This is a genomic window from Saccharibacillus sacchari DSM 19268, from assembly GCF_000585395.1.
Lineage (GTDB): Bacteria > Bacillota > Bacilli > Paenibacillales > Paenibacillaceae > Saccharibacillus > Saccharibacillus sacchari.
On the sequence record NZ_KK073875.1, the window covers coordinates 607,504 to 624,435 of the forward strand.

13 protein-coding genes and 2 tRNA genes are annotated in these 16,932 nt (G+C 53.9%); 8 read left to right on the top strand and 7 right to left on the bottom strand.

Translation table 11 applies throughout. The annotated features are described in order from the left end of the window. Window positions 1-8 precede the first annotated feature (8 nt). Together abc-f and SACSAC_RS27855 are read right to left on the bottom strand one after the other, a co-directional pair. A complete protein-coding gene (gene abc-f, locus SACSAC_RS02725; RefSeq protein WP_037283209.1) occupies window positions 9-1,907 on the bottom strand; it encodes a ribosomal protection-like ABC-F family protein in 1,899 nt (632 codons plus the stop codon). 498 nt (window positions 1,908-2,405) lie between these two features. Further along, on the bottom strand, window positions 2,406-2,597 hold the full coding sequence (locus tag SACSAC_RS27855) for a hypothetical protein (protein WP_156950927.1): 192 nt from the start codon (window positions 2,595-2,597) through the stop codon (window positions 2,406-2,408). A 134-nt stretch (window positions 2,598-2,731) separates the two neighbouring features. On the opposite strand from SACSAC_RS27855, the gene SACSAC_RS02730 reads away from it, so the two are divergent. The 5 genes from SACSAC_RS02730 to SACSAC_RS02750 all read left to right on the top strand — a co-directional run bounded on the left by SACSAC_RS02730 (window position 2,732) and on the right by SACSAC_RS02750 (window position 8,744). Further along, window positions 2,732-3,730: a LacI family DNA-binding transcriptional regulator gene (locus SACSAC_RS02730; RefSeq protein ID WP_037283212.1), complete on the top strand. Its 999-nt coding sequence runs from the start codon at window positions 2,732-2,734 to the stop codon at window positions 3,728-3,730. 189 nt (window positions 3,731-3,919) lie between these two features. Then, window positions 3,920-4,081 carry a hypothetical protein gene (locus SACSAC_RS27860; RefSeq protein ID WP_156950928.1) on the top strand — a complete coding sequence of 54 codons (162 nt, stop codon included), beginning with the start codon at window positions 3,920-3,922 and terminating at the stop codon, window positions 4,079-4,081. Next, window positions 4,078-5,634, top strand: coding sequence for a glycoside hydrolase family 32 protein (locus SACSAC_RS02740; protein WP_037283224.1), 1,557 nt, complete (start codon window positions 4,078-4,080; stop codon window positions 5,632-5,634). Before SACSAC_RS27860 ends, SACSAC_RS02740 begins: the two co-directional genes overlap by 4 nt. Next, the gene (locus SACSAC_RS02745) at window positions 5,631-6,608 is read left to right on the top strand and encodes a carbohydrate kinase family protein (protein WP_037283226.1); all 978 of its coding nucleotides are present in this window, start codon (window positions 5,631-5,633) and stop codon (window positions 6,606-6,608) included. Before SACSAC_RS02740 ends, SACSAC_RS02745 begins: the two co-directional genes overlap by 4 nt. 27 nt (window positions 6,609-6,635) lie before the next feature. Further along, the gene (locus SACSAC_RS02750) at window positions 6,636-8,744 is read left to right on the top strand and encodes a sucrose-specific PTS transporter subunit IIBC (protein ID WP_037283228.1); all 2,109 of its coding nucleotides are present in this window, start codon (window positions 6,636-6,638) and stop codon (window positions 8,742-8,744) included. A 170-nt stretch (window positions 8,745-8,914) separates the two neighbouring features. Here the strand turns inward: SACSAC_RS02750 and SACSAC_RS02755 are convergent. The 3 genes from SACSAC_RS02755 to SACSAC_RS26730 form a co-directional block, all read right to left on the bottom strand. Continuing rightward, window positions 8,915-8,985: transfer RNA gene (locus SACSAC_RS02755), tRNA-Gly, on the bottom strand. Between the two features lie 19 nt (window positions 8,986-9,004). Continuing rightward, window positions 9,005-9,081: transfer RNA gene (locus tag SACSAC_RS02760), tRNA-Pro, on the bottom strand. Window positions 9,082-9,421: 340 nt separating this feature from the next. Then, the gene (locus SACSAC_RS26730) at window positions 9,422-11,512 is read right to left on the bottom strand and encodes a putative bifunctional diguanylate cyclase/phosphodiesterase (RefSeq protein WP_051506815.1); all 2,091 of its coding nucleotides are present in this window, start codon (window positions 11,510-11,512) and stop codon (window positions 9,422-9,424) included. A gap of 377 nt (window positions 11,513-11,889) precedes the next feature. Here SACSAC_RS26730 and SACSAC_RS02770 point away from each other — a divergent pair, with 377 nt between their 5' ends. Genes SACSAC_RS02770 through SACSAC_RS02780 form a run of 3 tightly spaced genes read left to right on the top strand, consistent with a single transcriptional unit; the run spans window position 11,890 to window position 14,387 of the window. Next, window positions 11,890-12,147 carry a FeoA family protein gene (locus SACSAC_RS02770; RefSeq protein WP_037283229.1) on the top strand — a complete coding sequence of 86 codons (258 nt, stop codon included), beginning with the start codon at window positions 11,890-11,892 and terminating at the stop codon, window positions 12,145-12,147. Then, window positions 12,144-14,162: a ferrous iron transport protein B gene (gene feoB, locus SACSAC_RS02775; RefSeq protein ID WP_037283230.1), complete on the top strand. Its 2,019-nt coding sequence runs from the start codon at window positions 12,144-12,146 to the stop codon at window positions 14,160-14,162. The genes SACSAC_RS02770 and feoB overlap by 4 nt, the downstream gene beginning before the upstream one ends. A gap of 24 nt (window positions 14,163-14,186) precedes the next feature. Continuing rightward, window positions 14,187-14,387: a FeoB-associated Cys-rich membrane protein gene (locus SACSAC_RS02780; protein ID WP_037283233.1), complete on the top strand. Its 201-nt coding sequence runs from the start codon at window positions 14,187-14,189 to the stop codon at window positions 14,385-14,387. A gap of 120 nt (window positions 14,388-14,507) precedes the next feature. On the opposite strand, the gene SACSAC_RS02785 is transcribed toward SACSAC_RS02780, so the two are convergent. Beyond that, entirely contained in the window at window positions 14,508-15,728 is a 1,221-nt protein-coding gene (locus tag SACSAC_RS02785) for a hypothetical protein (protein WP_037283236.1), read from the bottom strand. Further along, window positions 15,725-16,864: a DUF58 domain-containing protein gene (locus SACSAC_RS02790; RefSeq protein ID WP_051506816.1), complete on the bottom strand. Its 1,140-nt coding sequence runs from the start codon at window positions 16,862-16,864 to the stop codon at window positions 15,725-15,727. Before SACSAC_RS02790 ends, SACSAC_RS02785 begins: the two co-directional genes overlap by 4 nt. Window positions 16,865-16,932 lie beyond the last annotated feature (68 nt).

Consider the following 16,932-nt stretch of genomic DNA (forward strand, 5'->3'; position numbering starts at 1 on the left):
TCATTACGTTAGTGTCCTAAATGAAACTTAGTCAATTCTTTTTTTATCTCATTAATCTCGCTCATCGTATCGGCTGAAAAGATTTCCGGCAATCCATTAAGCACCGATTTGCGCTCGCTCTCACTTGTCCGATTTTCCGCTTCTCCCCGCAGCAGTTCCGCCAGCCTCAGCTCCAGCATCAACCGCCGTTCGTTTTCCTCGCGTCCGCCCGGATTTTTCACCCGCAGCTTCTCGTTCTCTTCCTGTTCCTCAAGAGTCCCTTCGAACAGCGCAAAGCCGCCTTTCCCGTCCAGATCGATCATCCGGTTGGCTGCTTTGCGCACCAGCATCCGGTCGTGCGACACAAGCAGCAGCGCGCCTTCGTACCGCATGAGCGCCGATTCCATCACTTCGCGCGTGTCGATATCGAGGTAATTGTTCGGCTCGTCGAGGATCAGCAGATTGGCGCCGCCGAAGTATAATCGAATAAACGCCGCCCGGCACTTTTCGCCCATGCTGAGATCGCCGATCTTTTTAAAGACGTCTTCTTTCGGAAAAAGAAAACACCCCAACAGCGTGCGCGCTTCCGTCTGCGTCATGTTCGGCAGTTCCAATAGGCTGTCCAGCAGCGTTTGATCAACAGGCAAGCCTTCCAGCTCCTGCGAAAAATAGCCGATCTTCACATTGGGATGAAGCACGACCTCGCCGCTTGCGGGAGACAGCTTGCCGTTCGCGAGCCTGAGCAGCGTCGTTTTGCCGCTTCCGTTCGGTCCGCGCACCGCAAGCCGATCCCCGCGATCCAACTGGAAGTAAACGTTGCTCAAAACATGCTGTTGTCCGTACGCAAAATTCACATGTTCGAACCGCAGCAGCGTCCGTGCTTCGAATCCTTCGTCTTCCAGGTTCATCTTCAACTGCGGCGCTTTGCGCACGCTGCCTACGCTCTCCGCGTCCAGACGTTCCAATTGCTTTTGCTTGGCGTGATAGCGGGACACGTTCTTTTTCGCTTTGGCTTTGTAGTAGCTTTGCGTGATCTTGACTTCATTCTGATGCGTCGCCGAGTTGTGAGCCTGCAAAAACCACTGTTGGTAATTGCGGATCGATTCTTCGAGCGCTTTGCGTTGCTGCTCCTGCTTTTTGTGCAGAGCTTCGTGTTCTCGCAGTTCTCGCTCTTTATGGCCTTTGTAATCGGTGTAGCCGCCTCGGTATTTCGTGATGCCGTCGGGATTCAGTTCGCAGACGGCGGTCGCCACCTCGTCGATAAACTGCCGATCGTGCGAGACGAAAAGCAGCGTTCCCGCGTAGCTTTTGAGTTGTTCCTCCAACCAATGCAGACTTTCCTCGTCCAAATGGTTGGTCGGCTCGTCAAGAATCAGCAGCTTGGGCGACTTGGCGAGCAGGGCGGCGAGACGCACCCTTGTTTTTTGCCCGCCGCTCAGCGACGCATACGGCAGCTCCCAAGTCGACTTCGGAATGCCGATCCGCTGGAGCTGCTTCTCGACTTCGTTTTCCCAATTGAAGCCGTCTTCCGCCTCGTATTGTTCCAACGTCGGCCCATAGGCCGCAAGCGCAGCTTCCGCAGTCTCGCCGGAGCCGCTCATTTCGTGCATCAGGCGCTCCAACCGGACTTTCAGTTCGTACAACTTTCCGTTTTCCCGATACGCCCGCTCCAATGCCGTCGTCTCCGCAGGAACCTCTTCGTGCTGCTTCATCATGCCCCACTCTTCGATCGGCAAGATCCGCTCCACATTCCCGCCCGTCGCTTCGTCCATCCCGGCCAGAATGCGCAGCAGCGTCGTTTTGCCGCATCCGTTACGTCCGAACAACGCGAGGCGCTCGCCTTCCGTCACTTCTACATTTATCTTTTCAAACAGTAAACGTCCGTCCCATTCTTTCTCCAAATCTCTTGCGATCATCCATGTACGCATCAATTCTTCATCCTCTCCGGGTTCAAAAAAAGTCCGCAGGGCGGCAAACGCCGCTGCGGACTTCGAGAGTGAATGATTGGAAAAGAAACGTACGTTTCGATCGGAGCTTAAGCGTAGTACCTTGTCAACACTAGAAGTAAGGTTGCCTCGGTCTGAACCGCACCTAAAGCGTGTGCGGTTCAGACCGAGGTAAACCTCCGATTAAGAATTGACAAGGTATTATATACGCAAAAAAGGCAGCCAGCTCCCGATGGAAGACAGACGTATCCCTCTCGCACTCATGCCGCAGCCGAACAAATTGCCGTCCGCCTGTGTCGTATCGCTTTTTCGGACCAGCCGAAAAACGCGAAATTGCTGAGTTAGATGAGGACATTCGTCGTAAACTTCATCGTATAGTGGTTACCTCTCAAATTCTACAGAATGGATGAATCCGTGAAATCGATTGAACAACGCCATTATAACCAAGCTTTCGCGCTGCCGCAACCTTTTTTCTCCAAATCAGCCGAACATGTAGCCCCAAACAGCGTGCAGCCCGGTCCCCGCCAGGAACAGCACGCCGCCCAGAAATGCCAGATACGTCAACAAACCGACTCCTGCGATCAAAGCCAAACCGATTCCGTTTCCCCGTTTTCCGTGCATGCGGTCTTCCATATCCGTCCACTCCCCGTTATTCCGATGGGGCTTATTCACCTATGCTTCTCCCCCGGTAAAAAGCCCTTCTTTTATGTTATCGGCATCAAGCGAACTTCCCGATACCCCTTATCTGCAAAAGTTCTGTGAACATGGTAAAATCGGCATAGCGAAAGCGAAAGGAATGAGCGGACATGAATACGACCATATCGGATATCGCGCAGATGGCGGGCGTCGCCAAAAGTACGGTATCGCGTTATTTGAACGGCGGCTCGGTCAGCGTCAAAACGAAGCAAAAACTGGAGCGCATCACCCGGGAAGCCGGATATGTGCCCAATACGTTCGCCCAGAGCCTGAAAGCCAAGCGCACCAATCTGATCGGCACGATCGTCCCCCGGCTCGACTCGTTCGCCGCCGCGCAAACGATGACCGGGATCGACGAGGAGCTGCGCGCAGCCGGAGGTCAAATGCTCGTGTATAACGCCGGACAGGAACGCGAGCGGGAGATCGAAGCCATGCATGATCTGGCAAGGCAAAAGGTTGCGGGAATCATCCTGATGCCGGCCCAAGTGACGGACGAGCATCTGCTCGCTGCCGAAGCGGCGGGGATTCCTGTTCTGTTGGTCGGCCAAGGAAACGAAGCGCTGCACAGCCTGGTGTATGACGATTACCAAGCAGGGCTGCTCATGGGTCGTTATGTTTTGGAAAAAGGACATCGCCGCATCGCTTACCTCGGTGTTACAGAAGAAGACGAAGCGGTTGGACGTCGACGGAAAGAGGGATTTAAACAAGCAGTGCTGGAATGCACGGATTGCGACGTTTTTTATTATGAGAGCAGCTTCAAGATCGCAGACGCCAAGCTTGCGGCAGAACGGATTTTGGATGAATGCGGACCGACGCTGATCGTATGTGCTACCGATAATATCGCGCTCGGCGTGGTGAAAACGGCGCATGTGCGCGGGTTATCGATTCCTTCGGAGCTGTCGATTACGGGCTTCGGCGGATATGAGGTGACGTCGATCATTCACCCGGAGCTGACAACGGTTCGTTTCCCGTACTTCGAAGCTGGCAAGCTCGCGGCGCGTCATATGCTCAAGCTGACGGCTGGCGAAGATGTCGAGCGTTTGACGGTGATGGACGTGGAAATGTTGGTTCGAGAAAGCGTTGACAATTTGAACAATTCTTCTGTATAATGCAAACGGAACCGGTTCCGAATCGAGCGAAAAACGCTGAACTTTCGGAACCCGGAAGTCTGCCCCACACAGAAGGATTATTTTTAATTATTTTTGGAACCGGTTCCTTTAAAGTCCTGTTCGTTTAGGAAGCTTGAGGGCTGCGGGAGAAAATCGTTTCGGTCGCGTGTTGAACTGGGGAAGCTGGAATTGGATTTGATGATGGGGCTTCCCCAGTTCAAAGGCGAACGCTATCGCTCCTGCACTGATTTTCCTCCTCCGCTTGATGGCTTCGGAAAAGAAAAGGGCTTTATTTTAGTTAAAAACGGAACCGGTTCCGTTAAAGATATGGAGGAATGTCTGCACCTATGAAAATGACAAAAGAACAAAAGTATCGGCTGTTGGAGCAAGCGGAGCCAGGGGAACTGGAAGAGCTGGCTGCAAGGGCCGAAAATTGCGAATGGCGGCAAGGTTATCATATTCAGCCGCATGCGGGACTGCTGAATGATCCGAACGGGTTCGCTTTTTACGACGGGAAGTATCATTTGTTTTATCAATGGTTCCCGCTGGGGACGGATCACGGGATGAAGTATTGGTATCACGTGACGTCTTCGGATCTGGCACATTGGACGGATGCGGGCATCGGATTGGAACCGGGCGGCCGTTACGACTCGCACGGCGCGTATTCGGGCAGCGGGATCGTCAAGGACGGCAAACTGCATCTGATGTATACCGGCAATGTGCGGGACGAGAACTGGGTTCGGCATCCGTATCAGTGTCTGGCGATCACGGACGGAAGCGGGTTGGCGACGAAGCTGGAGCAGCCGGTAATCGGAAGCGTGCCGCCGGGGTACACGGAGCATTTCCGCGATCCCAAAGTATGGCGGGACGGCGAGGGTTATCGATGCGTGATCGGTGCGCAGCGAGATGACCTGACCGGGACGGCGGTGATGTATCGTTCGAAGGATTTACTGGATTGGACGTTCGAAGGCGAGCTGCATACCTCCCTCTCTTCGTTCGGCTATATGTGGGAGTGCCCGGATTATTTCGAACTCGGCGATCGGGGCGTGCTGCTGTTTTGTCCGCAAGGGATACGGCCGGACGGCGAACGATTCCGCAATATTTATCAGTCGGGCTATATGCTGGGCAAGCCGCTGGAGTCGAACGGACGAAATTTTGAACACGGCGAATTCGTCGAGCTGGATCGCGGTTTCGACTTCTATGCCCCGCAGACGACGGAAGGTCCGGACGGGCAGCGCATATTGGTCGGCTGGATGGGACTGCCCGATCTGGAGTATCCGACGGACGACAAAGGCTGGGCGCATTGCCTGACGCTGCCAAGAGAGTTGTCGCTGCGAAACGGCAAGCTGATCCAGCGTCCGGCGGCGGGATTAATCAGTTTGCGCGACAAGGAGATCGAGTTCTCCGCCGAGTTGAACGAGGAAAGTCGCAGCTTTGCAGGAGTCGAAGGTACGGCTTACGAACTTCGAGTGGCGATCTCTCCTTCCGCGTCCGATTCGGAGCACGGCACGTTCGGCATTCAATTCCGCACCGGGGAAAACGAACGGACCATGTTGAGCTACGACGTTTCAAGCGGTGAAGTCACGCTGGATCGTTCGCAGTCCGGCGCCTCGCTGAGTCCAGACTACGGCACGACTCGAAGCTGTAAGCTGAGCGACCAACATGGAAGCCGAACGGTCGAATTCCGCTTGTTCGTCGATACGTCGTCCGTGGAAGTGTTCGTGAACGACGGCGAAGAGACGTTTACCGCCCGCTTGTTCCCCGACTCCGCGAGCACCGGGATTTCGTTTTTCGCGAACGGCGGCACAGCGGCATTCGAAGGTTCGTACTGGTCACTTCGCGAGGGATCGATTCCGCGCGGATTGCCGACCGATATTTTAGAACACGGGAAGGTGAAGCCATGAATCGACTGTATGCGATCGGCGAAGTATTGATCGACTTTATCCCTTTGCAAAAAGGCTGTGCGCTCAAAGACGTGAGTTCGTTCGAACGCGCGCCCGGCGGCGCACCGGCTAATGTCGCGGCTGCCGCAGCCAAGTACGGCGCGCGCGCATCCATTTTGACAAAACTGGGACGCGATGCTTTCGGCGATTTTCTGCTTGAAGAGTTACAAAATGCGGGTGTGGATACGACGCATGTGAAGCGCACCGACGAAGCCAATACGGGACTAGCATTCGTTTCGCTCAAAGACAACGGCGAACGCGATTTTTCTTTTTACCGTAAACCCTCCGCCGACCTGCTGTTATCGGAAAACGAGATTGATGCAGCGTTATTCCAGGCCGGAGACATTCTGCATTTCGGTTCGGTCGATCTGGTCGACAGCCCGATGAAGCAAGCGCATCGCAAAGCCATTCGTGCTGTCAAGGAAACAGGCGGCCTGGTCAGTTTCGATCCCAACGTGAGGCTGCCGCTTTGGAACGACGCCGAAGATTGCCGACGCGCCATTTTGGAGTTTTTGCCGAAAGCGCATCTGGTCAAAATATCGGACGAGGAGCTGGCGTTCATTACCGGCATTCAAGACGAGGAAACGGCGATCCTTTCGTTGTTCCGAGGCGATGTGCAGGCCGTTGTCTATACTCGCGGCGCACATGGAGCCGAGCTGTATACAACCAACGTCAGCTACGCGGCTCCGGGCTTCCGAGTCGATGCTCAGGATACGACCGGCGCGGGCGATGCCTTTGTAGGCGGGTTACTGTTCCATCTGCTTCAAAAAGAAGCCGTGCCGTCGAATCTGACTTCCCTGCTCGACGAGCACCATGCGGAGATTCTCCGTTTCGCCAATGCCAGCGGCGCGCTGACGACAACGAACAAAGGCGCGATCTCCGCACTGCCGGAAAAATCCGCCGTCGAAGCACTTATGCAGTCTCAATACGTATAACCCCCTATTCGGAAAGGAATGACAATCATGTCTGAAAATCGCGATATCGCCCTCGAAGTCGTCGAAGCGATCGGCGGCAAAGAAAACATCGCTTCATTCGCGCACTGCGCGACACGTTTGCGTATCATGGTGCGGGATCAAGATAAAGTCGATCAAGCCCGTATCGAAAATACCGACAAGGTCAAAGGCGCCTTTTTCAACTCCGGCCAATATCAAATCATCTTCGGGACAGGCACGGTAAACCGGATCTTCGAAGAAGTCGAAAAGCTCGGCATCGAAAGCACGTCCAAAGAAGAAATCAAAAGCGAAGGCAAAAAGCAGGGCAACGCGTTCCAGCGCGCGATTCGTACATTCGGCGACGTATTCGTTCCGATCATTCCCGTGCTGGTCGCCACCGGTTTGTTCATGGGGCTGCGCGGCCTGCTAACCCAGGAGCTCGTGCTTTCTTGGTTCGGCGCGACGCCGGAAAGCATCCCGCCCAACTTCCTGTTGTTCACTCAGGTTCTGACGGATACAGCCTTTGCGTTCCTGCCGGCGCTCGTCGCTTGGTCGGCATTCCGCGTATTCGGCGGCAGTCCCGTACTCGGGATCGTGCTGGGCTTGATGCTGGTCAACCCGGCTCTCCCGAATGCTTATGCGGTCGCTGACGGCAGCGCGGAAGCTTTGACGATGTTCGGCTTTATCCCCGTCGTCGGCTACCAGGGATCGGTACTCCCCGCCTTCTTCGTCGGCCTGTTGGGCGCGAAGTTCGAGAAGTTTTTGCGTAAACGGGTGCCGGAAGCGCTGGATCTGATTCTGACGCCGTTCATTACCCTGCTCGTGATGATCACATTGGGTCTGTTCGCAATCGGTCCGGTGTTCCATTCGCTGGAAAACGTCGTGCTGCACGGGACTACGTTCCTGCTTGATCTGCCATTCGGCATCGCGGGTCTGTTGATCGGTTTCTTCCACCAGATCGTCGTCGTGACCGGCGTGCATCACATTTTCAACTTCCTGGAGATTCAACTGCTTGAACAAACCGGCTCCAACCCGTTCAATGCGATCATTACTTGCGCGATGGCAGCTCAAGGCGCTGCCTGCCTCGCTGTCGGTCTCAAAACGAAAAACGCCAAGCTCAAAGCGCTGGCGCTGCCTTCTTCCTTCTCGGCGTTCCTCGGCATTACGGAACCTGCGATCTTCGGCGTCAACCTGCGTTATATGAAGCCTTTCGTAATGGGTCTGATCGGCGGCGCCGCAGGCGGCTTCCTGGCTTCGTTCCTGCATTTGGCGGGTACGGGCATGGCGGTCACGGTTATCCCGGGCTCGCTGCTGTACCTGAACAACCAATTGCCGCTGTATATTCTGTGCAACCTGGTCGGCGCGGCCGTTGCCTTCGCACTGACTTGGCTGTTCGGTTATAAAGACGAGCAAGTTCTGGCGGTAGACGGAAACGAAAGCTCTGCGTCGAAAAAAGAACCCGTTGTCTCTTTCGCTTCTGCCGCAAAAACGCCAAACAGCGCTGCGGTATCGCCCGCATTCTTTTCTGCCGTCGCAAACGGAGAACAGAACGGGCAAAAGGTCTCTGCCGCCACTTCTTCCGCGTCTGATTCCGGCGCTGCAATGCATACGGCAGAATCGAACACCGAAGAAGAAAAAGCTAGGGATGCTCAATCCATGACTTTGAATGTCAAAGCTCCGATTACGGGACGCGTACTGCCTCTCTCCGAAGTTCCCGATCCCGCCTTTTCCGGCGGCCATATGGGAAGCGGAATCGCCATCGAACCGTCCGAAGGCCGAGTCTTCGCTCCTTTCGATTGTACCGTCGCCCACGTCATGGACAAAAGTAAACACGCCGTCATCCTCGAACACGATAACGGCGCCCAACTTCTGATCCACGTCGGCATCAACACCGTTTCGCTGAAAGGCGAAGGCTTTACGACCCATGTCAAAAGCGGCGATCGCGTAAGCGAAGGCCAACTGCTGCTGGAGTTCGACCTGAACGTCATTCAAGCAGCAGGACTGTCTTCCATCACGCCGATCCTCGTACCCGACGGTATCGACGCCGTGTTGGACGTACAGCCGCAAGCTGAAGGTACGGTAACGGCTGGCGAGCAAGACGTGCTTGGTGTGCAAGTCTCCGCTTCGCAATCTGCTTAATCCGGAAACGAAAAAAACCTTCATTCCGCCAAAATGGTCGGAATGAAGGTTCTTTTGCGTGCATGCATAAGCTTTTGAACAAGTCTATATCGATGAACCGAACAATTCTACATACCTAACAAACAAATCAGAAACAAAAAAAGAAGCCCTCTACGGACTTCTTTTCGTGAAGCGGGTGATGGGAATCGAACCCACGCTACCAGCTTGGAAGGCTGGAGTTCTACCATTGAACTACACCCGCATATGTAACTAAAAGGAAATGGTCGGGACGACACGATTTGAACATGCGACCCCCTGCTCCCAAAGCAGGTGCTCTACCAAGCTGAGCTACGTCCCGACATAATGTGTACCTTTTTTCTTGCACTGTCCTCTTGGGGACAAGAAATAATATACCATGTACCAAGACGCATTGCAAGCATTATTTTAAAAAAGTGATTCGCCAACAGAAGCGAAACACTTTTATCTCTTACCTATCCCCACTCTTTTTGAAGAAGTGTTTCTAAAGCAGCCACCCTAGCGGAGGGGGAAATTCAGTGAAAGACGCCTTTGAACCCGGAAAATTCCTCTAAAAATTTCAATCATCTTTTCCGGGTGAGACAGCGTCTTGTGAAGCATTTCGAAGAAATGCACTTCGGAAGCATATGCTGGAATTTCCCCCGCAGCGCCTCGTAAGCTCCCTACCCCAACTTCTGCAAAAACATCCTCTCGAATCGGCCCGCCGGAACCGGACGGCTAAACAAAAACCCCTGCGCCTCATGACAATGCTGACTCCGCAAGAACTCCAGCTGCTCCTCGTTCTCCACGCCTTCAGCCGTCACTTTCAGCTTAAGGTGATGCGCCATCGACGTAATCGTCGATACGATCGCCGCATCGCTTTGCCCGCTCATCACTTCGCTGACGAAGGAGCGGTCAATCTTCAGCCGATCGATCGGCATGTTTTTCAAATAATGCAGCGAACTGTAGCCCGTCCCGAAGTCGTCAATGCTGATATGCAGTCCAAGCTGCTTGAAGCGTTTGAGCTGCTCGAAAGCCGCGTCTTTATCGACCGTCATGCTTTCCGTAATCTCCAGCTCTACGTATTGCGGGTCCAGACCGATCTCCTCCAACATTCGGCCGATCTGTTCCGCAAGCCTCGGCTGACGGAATTGTCGGATCGAGAGATTGACCGACATGCAAAGCGGATCATATCCTTTATCCTGCCATTCTTTGTTTTGACGGAAAGCTTCATAGAGAACCCACTCGCCGAGCGGCACGATCAGGCCGCTCTCTTCCGCCAAAGGAATAAACTCGCCGGGAGAAACAGGGCCTCGCACCGGATGATTCCAACGCACAAGCGCCTCCATCCCCAAAATGTTCCCATGCTCGACAGACATTTTAGGCTGATATTCCAGAAAGAACTCTCCGCGCTCCAAGCCTTTGCGCAGATCGCTTTCCAAAATCAACTTTTCCCGGGCAATGGTCGTCATGCCTTTGGAGAAACGTTTGACTTCGGACCCTTGTTCCTTGGCTAGATGCACGGCCGCATCCGCGCTTTGAAGCAAACCGTCCGCAGCATGGCCGTCTTCCGGATAAACGGCAATCCCTGCGGATAACGCTACATAATGCTCCATTCCTCCAACATTAACGGGCCTCTCGAATTCGATCAAAAGCGCGTGCGCTCGCTTCATCGCCTCATCGCCGCCGCTTTCAGGCAAAACGACCGCAAACTCGTCGCCGCCCGTGCGGAAAACCTCTTCGGGCCCTTCCACATGATTTTGCAGCATTTCCGATACGATTCCGAGCAAACGGTCGCCCGCTTCGTAACCGAGCGAATCATTGATTGTTTTAAAACGATTAATGTTGAGCACCATGAGAGCCGTCTTGCCGGAATACGCTTCATCAAAACGCAGATTCAACCTTGCGTGAAGGCTGCGACGGTTCGGAAGTCCGGTCAGATCGTCATTGTAGGCCAAAAACTCGATCCGTTCCTCCGCTTCGCGGCGCTCGCGCAGCGGCTCGGCAATCGCCAAACGCAAGCCCTGGCTCACCAGGATCGCATAAGCCAGAGCATGCAGCCCCGAAGCCATTAATAAAGGAAGCCCCGACGAATTCCCTGCCTGAAGCAGCAGAATCTGGGCGACAACGACGATTCCGAGGGACTGCACCGCAATCCAGGGGGCTTTGCTCCGTGTTTGACGATAGCGCACGAACAATACGATCGCCGCGAGCACGGCAACGCCTAATCCCAGAATCATCAGCGTCAGTTCCAGACCCGCAACGCCGGCAGGCTGAAGCTCTGCGCGCACGAAGAACAATAATCCAGCCAACGCCGCGGTCGACAACGGCAGACCGAAATACAAAGCTCGGCTCGGCACACGGCCCGGACGCTCAGGCAAAGCAAAAAGCAGCAGAAGCCCGAACGCGTAAACGAGGGCCGACAACGACAGCAACCATTCACTGCCAACGCGGCCCGGTATCGACTCCGTTGCAAAATGATATAAATTCGTCAGCAGATACAAAAGCTCGATTGAGCCTGCCGCTCCCATCAACTTAACCATTCGCTTGCTGTAGCTGCCAATGCGACGGTCGAATAACGGCGTTGCGTGGAAGTACACCGTCAAACATGCCGTCACCGAAAAGCAAGCCGTTAACAGCAATAAAGCAGAAGCCCAGCGGCTCTCTGCTCCAGTGGCGTAGAAGAAGTATTCGACTGCTTCACACGCAAGAATAAGAACAAAGACGGAAAGGGTGTAAAAGGTCAGTTGGCGCGATGCCGAAGTTGTATTCATAAATTCACTTCCGTCCTGCAGGGATGTCATAGTATACGATCAGTCTCACCTTCGCTGTTTAAATTCTACGCCGTCTTGCTAACTCCTGCTAAGCTTCGTCAAAATCAGACAAATTTCTTTGAGCAAGCAAGAAAAAAGGTTCCTGCTTCGGAACCCGTATTCCCCGTACGCTTTTGAACCGGTATATTCATGAAAAAAATAATGAACGGCCATTTTTTTGCTTTTTCATCATACTTAAGCCACCGCATAAAGTAAAGCGGAAATCCTGCGTTTTTATGACAATTATCACAGCTGTTATTAAAGGCCGGTGATACATTACGAAAAAAGATAGTTGATATTCATTCTCACCGGAACTTGACCGGTATTGGAGGATTTTTATGTTGCTTAAACACGGATCGGATCTCCCGCTCGCACTGGGTCATATGAAGCCGGGCGATACGGTCGAACTTCATGCGCTGCATTGCGCAAGTCCATTGTTGCGCCGTCGATTACGGGACCTCGGCGTAACGGAAGGCAGCGCGTTGAAAGTATTGCGGCTCGGCCTCTTCGGCGGCCCTCTTACCTTCGAATGCGACGGCCAGCATATCGGTATCCGCCGGGACGAAGCCAACCGCATGGAGGTTGCTCCCTTATGAGCGAAGTCGCGTTGCTCGGCAATCCGAATACCGGAAAAACTTCTCTATTCAATATGTTGACCCGTTCTTACGAAACGGTAGGCAACTGGTCGGGAGTCACGGTCGAGAAAAAAGTCGGCGTATTACGCGGACGCGGCGGACGGATTGTGGACTTGCCGGGATTATATTCGCTGCTGCCTTTGACCGAAGACGAAAGTGTTGCCGCGCGCTTTTTAATGGAAGAATCTCCTGCCTCTCTTCTCAACATCGTGGATGCCTCGCAGCTGGAACGCAATCTGTATCTCACCATCCAACTGCTGGAATGCGGGCGTCCCATGCTGATCGGCTTGAATATGGTCGATGTGGCGCGCAGCCGAAACATTACGGTGGACGCAGCTTTATTGCAACAAGAGCTGGGCGTCCCCGTCGTCTCCATCGTCGCCCGCAAAGGAACCGGATGCGCCGATGTTCTTCAAGCTCTTGGCAGTCTCGCGCAATCCGAAAAAAGCAGCTTCCGGATTGATTACGGTCCTGTGATCGAATCAAGCGTAACGCGAATGTCCGAACGATTAAATCAAGCTGCCGAAACCTCCTCCTCCAATCTTCGTTGGACGGCTCTTCAATTACTGGAAGGCAACGAAGCCGTACGCTCCTTTCTATCAGGAAGCGACGTCCTCAGCGATCTGGATGACTTGATTGAAGAAACAAGCCAACAATTAGGTCTGACCGGCGAAAAGAGCGATATGCCGACATATCTGCGTAAAATTCGTACAGAGCGAATCACGCAGATTTGCGCAGTCGTCTTGGATCGTTCTGCCCAACGCATTCACACGGCAACGGAACGGATCGACACCATTTTAACGCATCGGATCATCGGCATTCCGCTTTTCCTGGCCTTGATGTTCCTCATCTTCAAGTTAACCTTCGATTGGCTCGGCAGCCTGCTGTCCGATCAACTGGACGGATTGATCTCCGGTACATTGAGCGGCTGGATTTCTTCGGCACTGGATGGGCTTGGAGCTTCGGCATTTACGCATGCGCTTGTCGTGGACGGTATTGTCGGCGGCGTCGGCGGCGTGCTGGTCTTCTTGCCTCAGATTTGTATTTTGTTCATGCTCATCTCCTTCATCGAAGATTCCGGCTATATGGCACGGATCACGTTGCTCATGGATCGGACTATGGAAGCTGTCGGACTTAGCGGAAAAGCCTTTATTCCTTTTATCATCGGCTTCGGCTGCAATGTCCCGGCTATTATGGCTGCACGAACGATGGAGCAGCGCAAAGATCGCCTGCTGACCACGCTGCTCGTGCCGCTGATGTCCTGTTCGGCACGTCTTCCCGTGTACGCGCTGTTTGCCGGTGTCTTTTTTGCTTCCGATCAGGCTCTTGTGGTCATGGGATTGTATCTGATGGGCATGGTGCTCGCTTTGGCGCTTGCCAAGCTGTTCTCTCGTACGCTGATGAAAAGTGAACCTTCGCTCTTTGTCGTGGAACTCCCGCCGTATCGCATGCCGCAACTACTGTCTTTGCTGCGCATGACGTGGGAAAAGGTTAAAGGTTTTTTGCGGAAAGCGGGAACGATCATCCTCGCAGGTTCAGTAATGATCTGGTTCTTGTCCAACACGGGCCCAAGCGGCTTCGGCGTGAATATGAACGACAGTTTCCTGGCCTCAATCGGCGGTGCATTGTCCGGAATTCTGACTCCGCTCGGCTTCGGTACCTGGCAGGCGGGCGCAGCACTCATTACCGGATTCATGGCTAAAGAAGTCGTCGTCTCTACCATGAACATCATCTACCAGGTTCCGGACATGGCAGGACTGGAGCACCAGGTTGCTATGGCATTCACGCCGCTCCAAGCCTTCAGTTTTATTGCGTTCATTCTGCTCTACATCCCTTGTCTGGCTACAGTCGGCGTCATTCGCAAAGAAACGTCTTCGTGGCGCTGGACTTTCTTTTCCATGGGATACTCGCTTGTGCTCGCCTATATCGTCGCTATCCTCATTTATCAAGGCGGCCGACTGATTGGACTGACTTGATTCGAAAAGAAAGGAAGATTGCTCATGGTCGATTGGATCATTGCCATTTTGGTCATTGCTTATTCCGGTTACGTACTGATTCGATTCTGGAAAAAAAGCAAAAAAGGCGCCTGCGCCGGATGCTCCGTTCAATCCGACGGCCGGACGCCGAGCGGATGCCCGGGATGCTCCTCCTTGCTTAGCGAAGAGGCTCGCCAAGCCGCGCATAACCGTCACTCCGAGTAAGGTTGCCGGCAATCAAAAAGCCCCGAACTTCCGTTGTGCATATACGGATGCTCGGGGTTTAAGTCTTGAATCGACATGCGCGGACGCACGTCTTTCGAATAATTACGATCGATTGTTCTCTTACTTGTACCGACTGTGATTATATCGTTCAACCACATCCTCCACGCGCGCGGGGTTCTCTTGATCGGCAGCGAGAAAAGCTTCGATCTCGCGTCCCGTTTCGGTCGGCGTTTTCCACGGTCGGAACACGTAACCGCGGCGAATAGCCGCTTGCACCAACTTGAAGTACTCGCGTCTCGGTCCGTCCGGCGGCTCGTCAACCTTTGCGAATGATCGTTTTCTAGACCGTTTGCGCGGCTCCAGCTTCTCCGTCGTATCCGCATACGCAACCTGCTCCGGTTCTTGAATCGCCCGTACCGTGATGCGCAGATTTTCCAACAGCCGCTTCAACCAGTCCGGCAGCCATTCCGCCAGAATCGTGTACAACCATCTGAGCAGGAAAAAGAGGATAGTGCCGATCGATGCCAAAACGATCGCCGCGACTCCCCAGGCTATCCAGTGCATCCAACCGACTTCTTGATCCTCAAGCTCGTCTTGCGGAGGCACTGTTTCTTCCGGCTCCGCGAATTCGTCCCCCGTCGGCATCGGAGGCTCGATCGCCTGACCGTCCAAGGTGCCGCTCCATAAAAGACGCCAAAGATGAACGATCCAATCCAGCACCACAGCCAGCTGCGTCGCCCCTCCGATCAGCAAAACCAGCAGCATGAAGCCGATCATGAACACCGCATTGAATCGCTTCAAACGATTCATCGGCACCTCTTCATCCCCGTAGACGCCCATCGCTTCGCGAACTCTCAGCTCGTTCCAGCGCAGGAATAAACCGAGCATCACGACTGTCAACGCGATATAGACCGACAAGCTGTACGGCGACAAAAGAGCGCGTTGCAGCGTCCAAGCGTAAACAAAAACACCGGCAACCAACCAACAGCAAACAATCAACGTTTCTTTTCGATCCCTGGAAGCCCGTCCGGCTCGCTGAACGCCTCTTGCTCCGCCCAACCCCAGCACGATCAATAACAAAATGCCCCGTCCGTCTATGAGGCCCGCCGCGATCAATAAAGCCGAGGACAGTACCGGAAAAGCCGTCGCTGCCAGGTACGCCGCTTCGGTACGAAGCCGATAGCCCGCAGCGCCCCCGGCGAACACGCTGATTCCGATCAGGACAGCCAATAGATACGGCGACAAGTCGAATACGTATACAGCCAGCAGCAAAAGCAGCGAATAAACGAGCGCGGTATCGCGAATCGCGGCAAACAGCGCTTTTTTCAACAGTAATTTCATGCTCCGACCTCCTTGCGATCGGCGGCTCTATCAACTTTCGCGCTTTTGGCAAGAGTAATAGCAGAAGGTTCGCCGGGATCAATGACGCTGACCCGATGGCCAAGATGCTCGAGCTGCTTGCATGCCTGTCCGATGCTTGCGGGATCAGTGCTCGTAATCACGAGATAATCTTTGGCAAGTCCTTGCTTCGGCTGTTTGGCCTCTTCGATCAGACAATCCGACAGTGTATTTTTTTGCTGAAGTCGAATGCCCGCCATCGCCTCCATGATCAGCTGCCTTTGCACCGCTCCGCTGCCTGAAGGAATACGTCGTTCGTTCAAACTGTGCGCGTTATGTACGAATCCTACCGGAACTCCGCTTGCGCTCAGAGAGGTTGCGCAGGTCGCGGCAAGACTAATCGCATGCTCCGCTTCAGCCTCGCCGCCTCCTTGTTGAAGTCCGGGCACGACTTTGCCGATATCCAGCACGATCATCACATTCGGATCGGCCGAGTATCCTTGTTTATAAACTTGAAGACCGCCCGTGCGCGCGCTGGCTTTCCAATCGATCCGATTCATGGGGTCGCCCGCCGTATACTCGCGCGAGCCTTCGATCAGGAACGGATCTTCCATAATCCAGCGACGGACGGACAAATCCCCCTGCCAGTTGTGCCAGGACAGCGGCAGTCGAGCATGGTCCAGCAGAGCCGGATACACGATAAGCGGAGTTTTGATATTTTCGGAGCGCGCCTGCTCGATAAAACCGAACAAATCGCCCGAAGTCATAAACACCGTGGAAAGTTGAAAAATGCCTCGCCCTTCGCAAGTCAAAAAGTGCCGACGAACGACCCGACGACGAGGCATCAATGCGAATCCGCTTGTATGAGTCTGATACACGCTCCCAAGCTCCATCTTTTGGGAAGGCTGTCCGCGAAACCGGAACGCTGCGGGAAACTCCGACTCCAAACGCAACCAGGCAACCGGAAGACGCTTATCGTTTTCAATGACTTCAATCATTTCCAAGTCGTCGCCTGCGTGGCAGCGATCGTGATTAAAGCTCCGATGATACCGAATTCCCCGCATCGAAAAACGTCCCAGTAGTTGTGCTTGCAGCGTAACCAACAAAGCAGCCGTCAACATCATCCAGATTAAAGCCAAACAATCCCTCCTCCATTGCTATAATAAGCTCTGATTCTTTTCCTTATTCCCCCATTATAACCTTAAAG

Coding starts and splice junctions, on each gene's coding strand:
- abc-f (WP_037283209.1), bottom strand. CDS start 1,907: ATGCGTACATGGATGATCGCAAGAGATTTGGAGAAAGAATGGGACGGA.
- SACSAC_RS02730 (WP_037283212.1), top strand. CDS start 2,732: ATGAATACGACCATATCGGATATCGCGCAGATGGCGGGCGTCGCCAAA.
- SACSAC_RS02740 (WP_037283224.1), top strand. CDS start 4,078: ATGAAAATGACAAAAGAACAAAAGTATCGGCTGTTGGAGCAAGCGGAG.
- SACSAC_RS02745 (WP_037283226.1), top strand. CDS start 5,631: ATGAATCGACTGTATGCGATCGGCGAAGTATTGATCGACTTTATCCCT.
- SACSAC_RS02750 (WP_037283228.1), top strand. CDS start 6,636: ATGTCTGAAAATCGCGATATCGCCCTCGAAGTCGTCGAAGCGATCGGC.
- SACSAC_RS26730 (WP_051506815.1), bottom strand. CDS start 11,512: ATGAATACAACTTCGGCATCGCGCCAACTGACCTTTTACACCCTTTCC.
- SACSAC_RS02770 (WP_037283229.1), top strand. CDS start 11,890: ATGTTGCTTAAACACGGATCGGATCTCCCGCTCGCACTGGGTCATATG.
- feoB (WP_037283230.1), top strand. CDS start 12,144: ATGAGCGAAGTCGCGTTGCTCGGCAATCCGAATACCGGAAAAACTTCT.
- SACSAC_RS02780 (WP_037283233.1), top strand. CDS start 14,187: ATGGTCGATTGGATCATTGCCATTTTGGTCATTGCTTATTCCGGTTAC.
- SACSAC_RS02785 (WP_037283236.1), bottom strand. CDS start 15,728: ATGAAATTACTGTTGAAAAAAGCGCTGTTTGCCGCGATTCGCGATACC.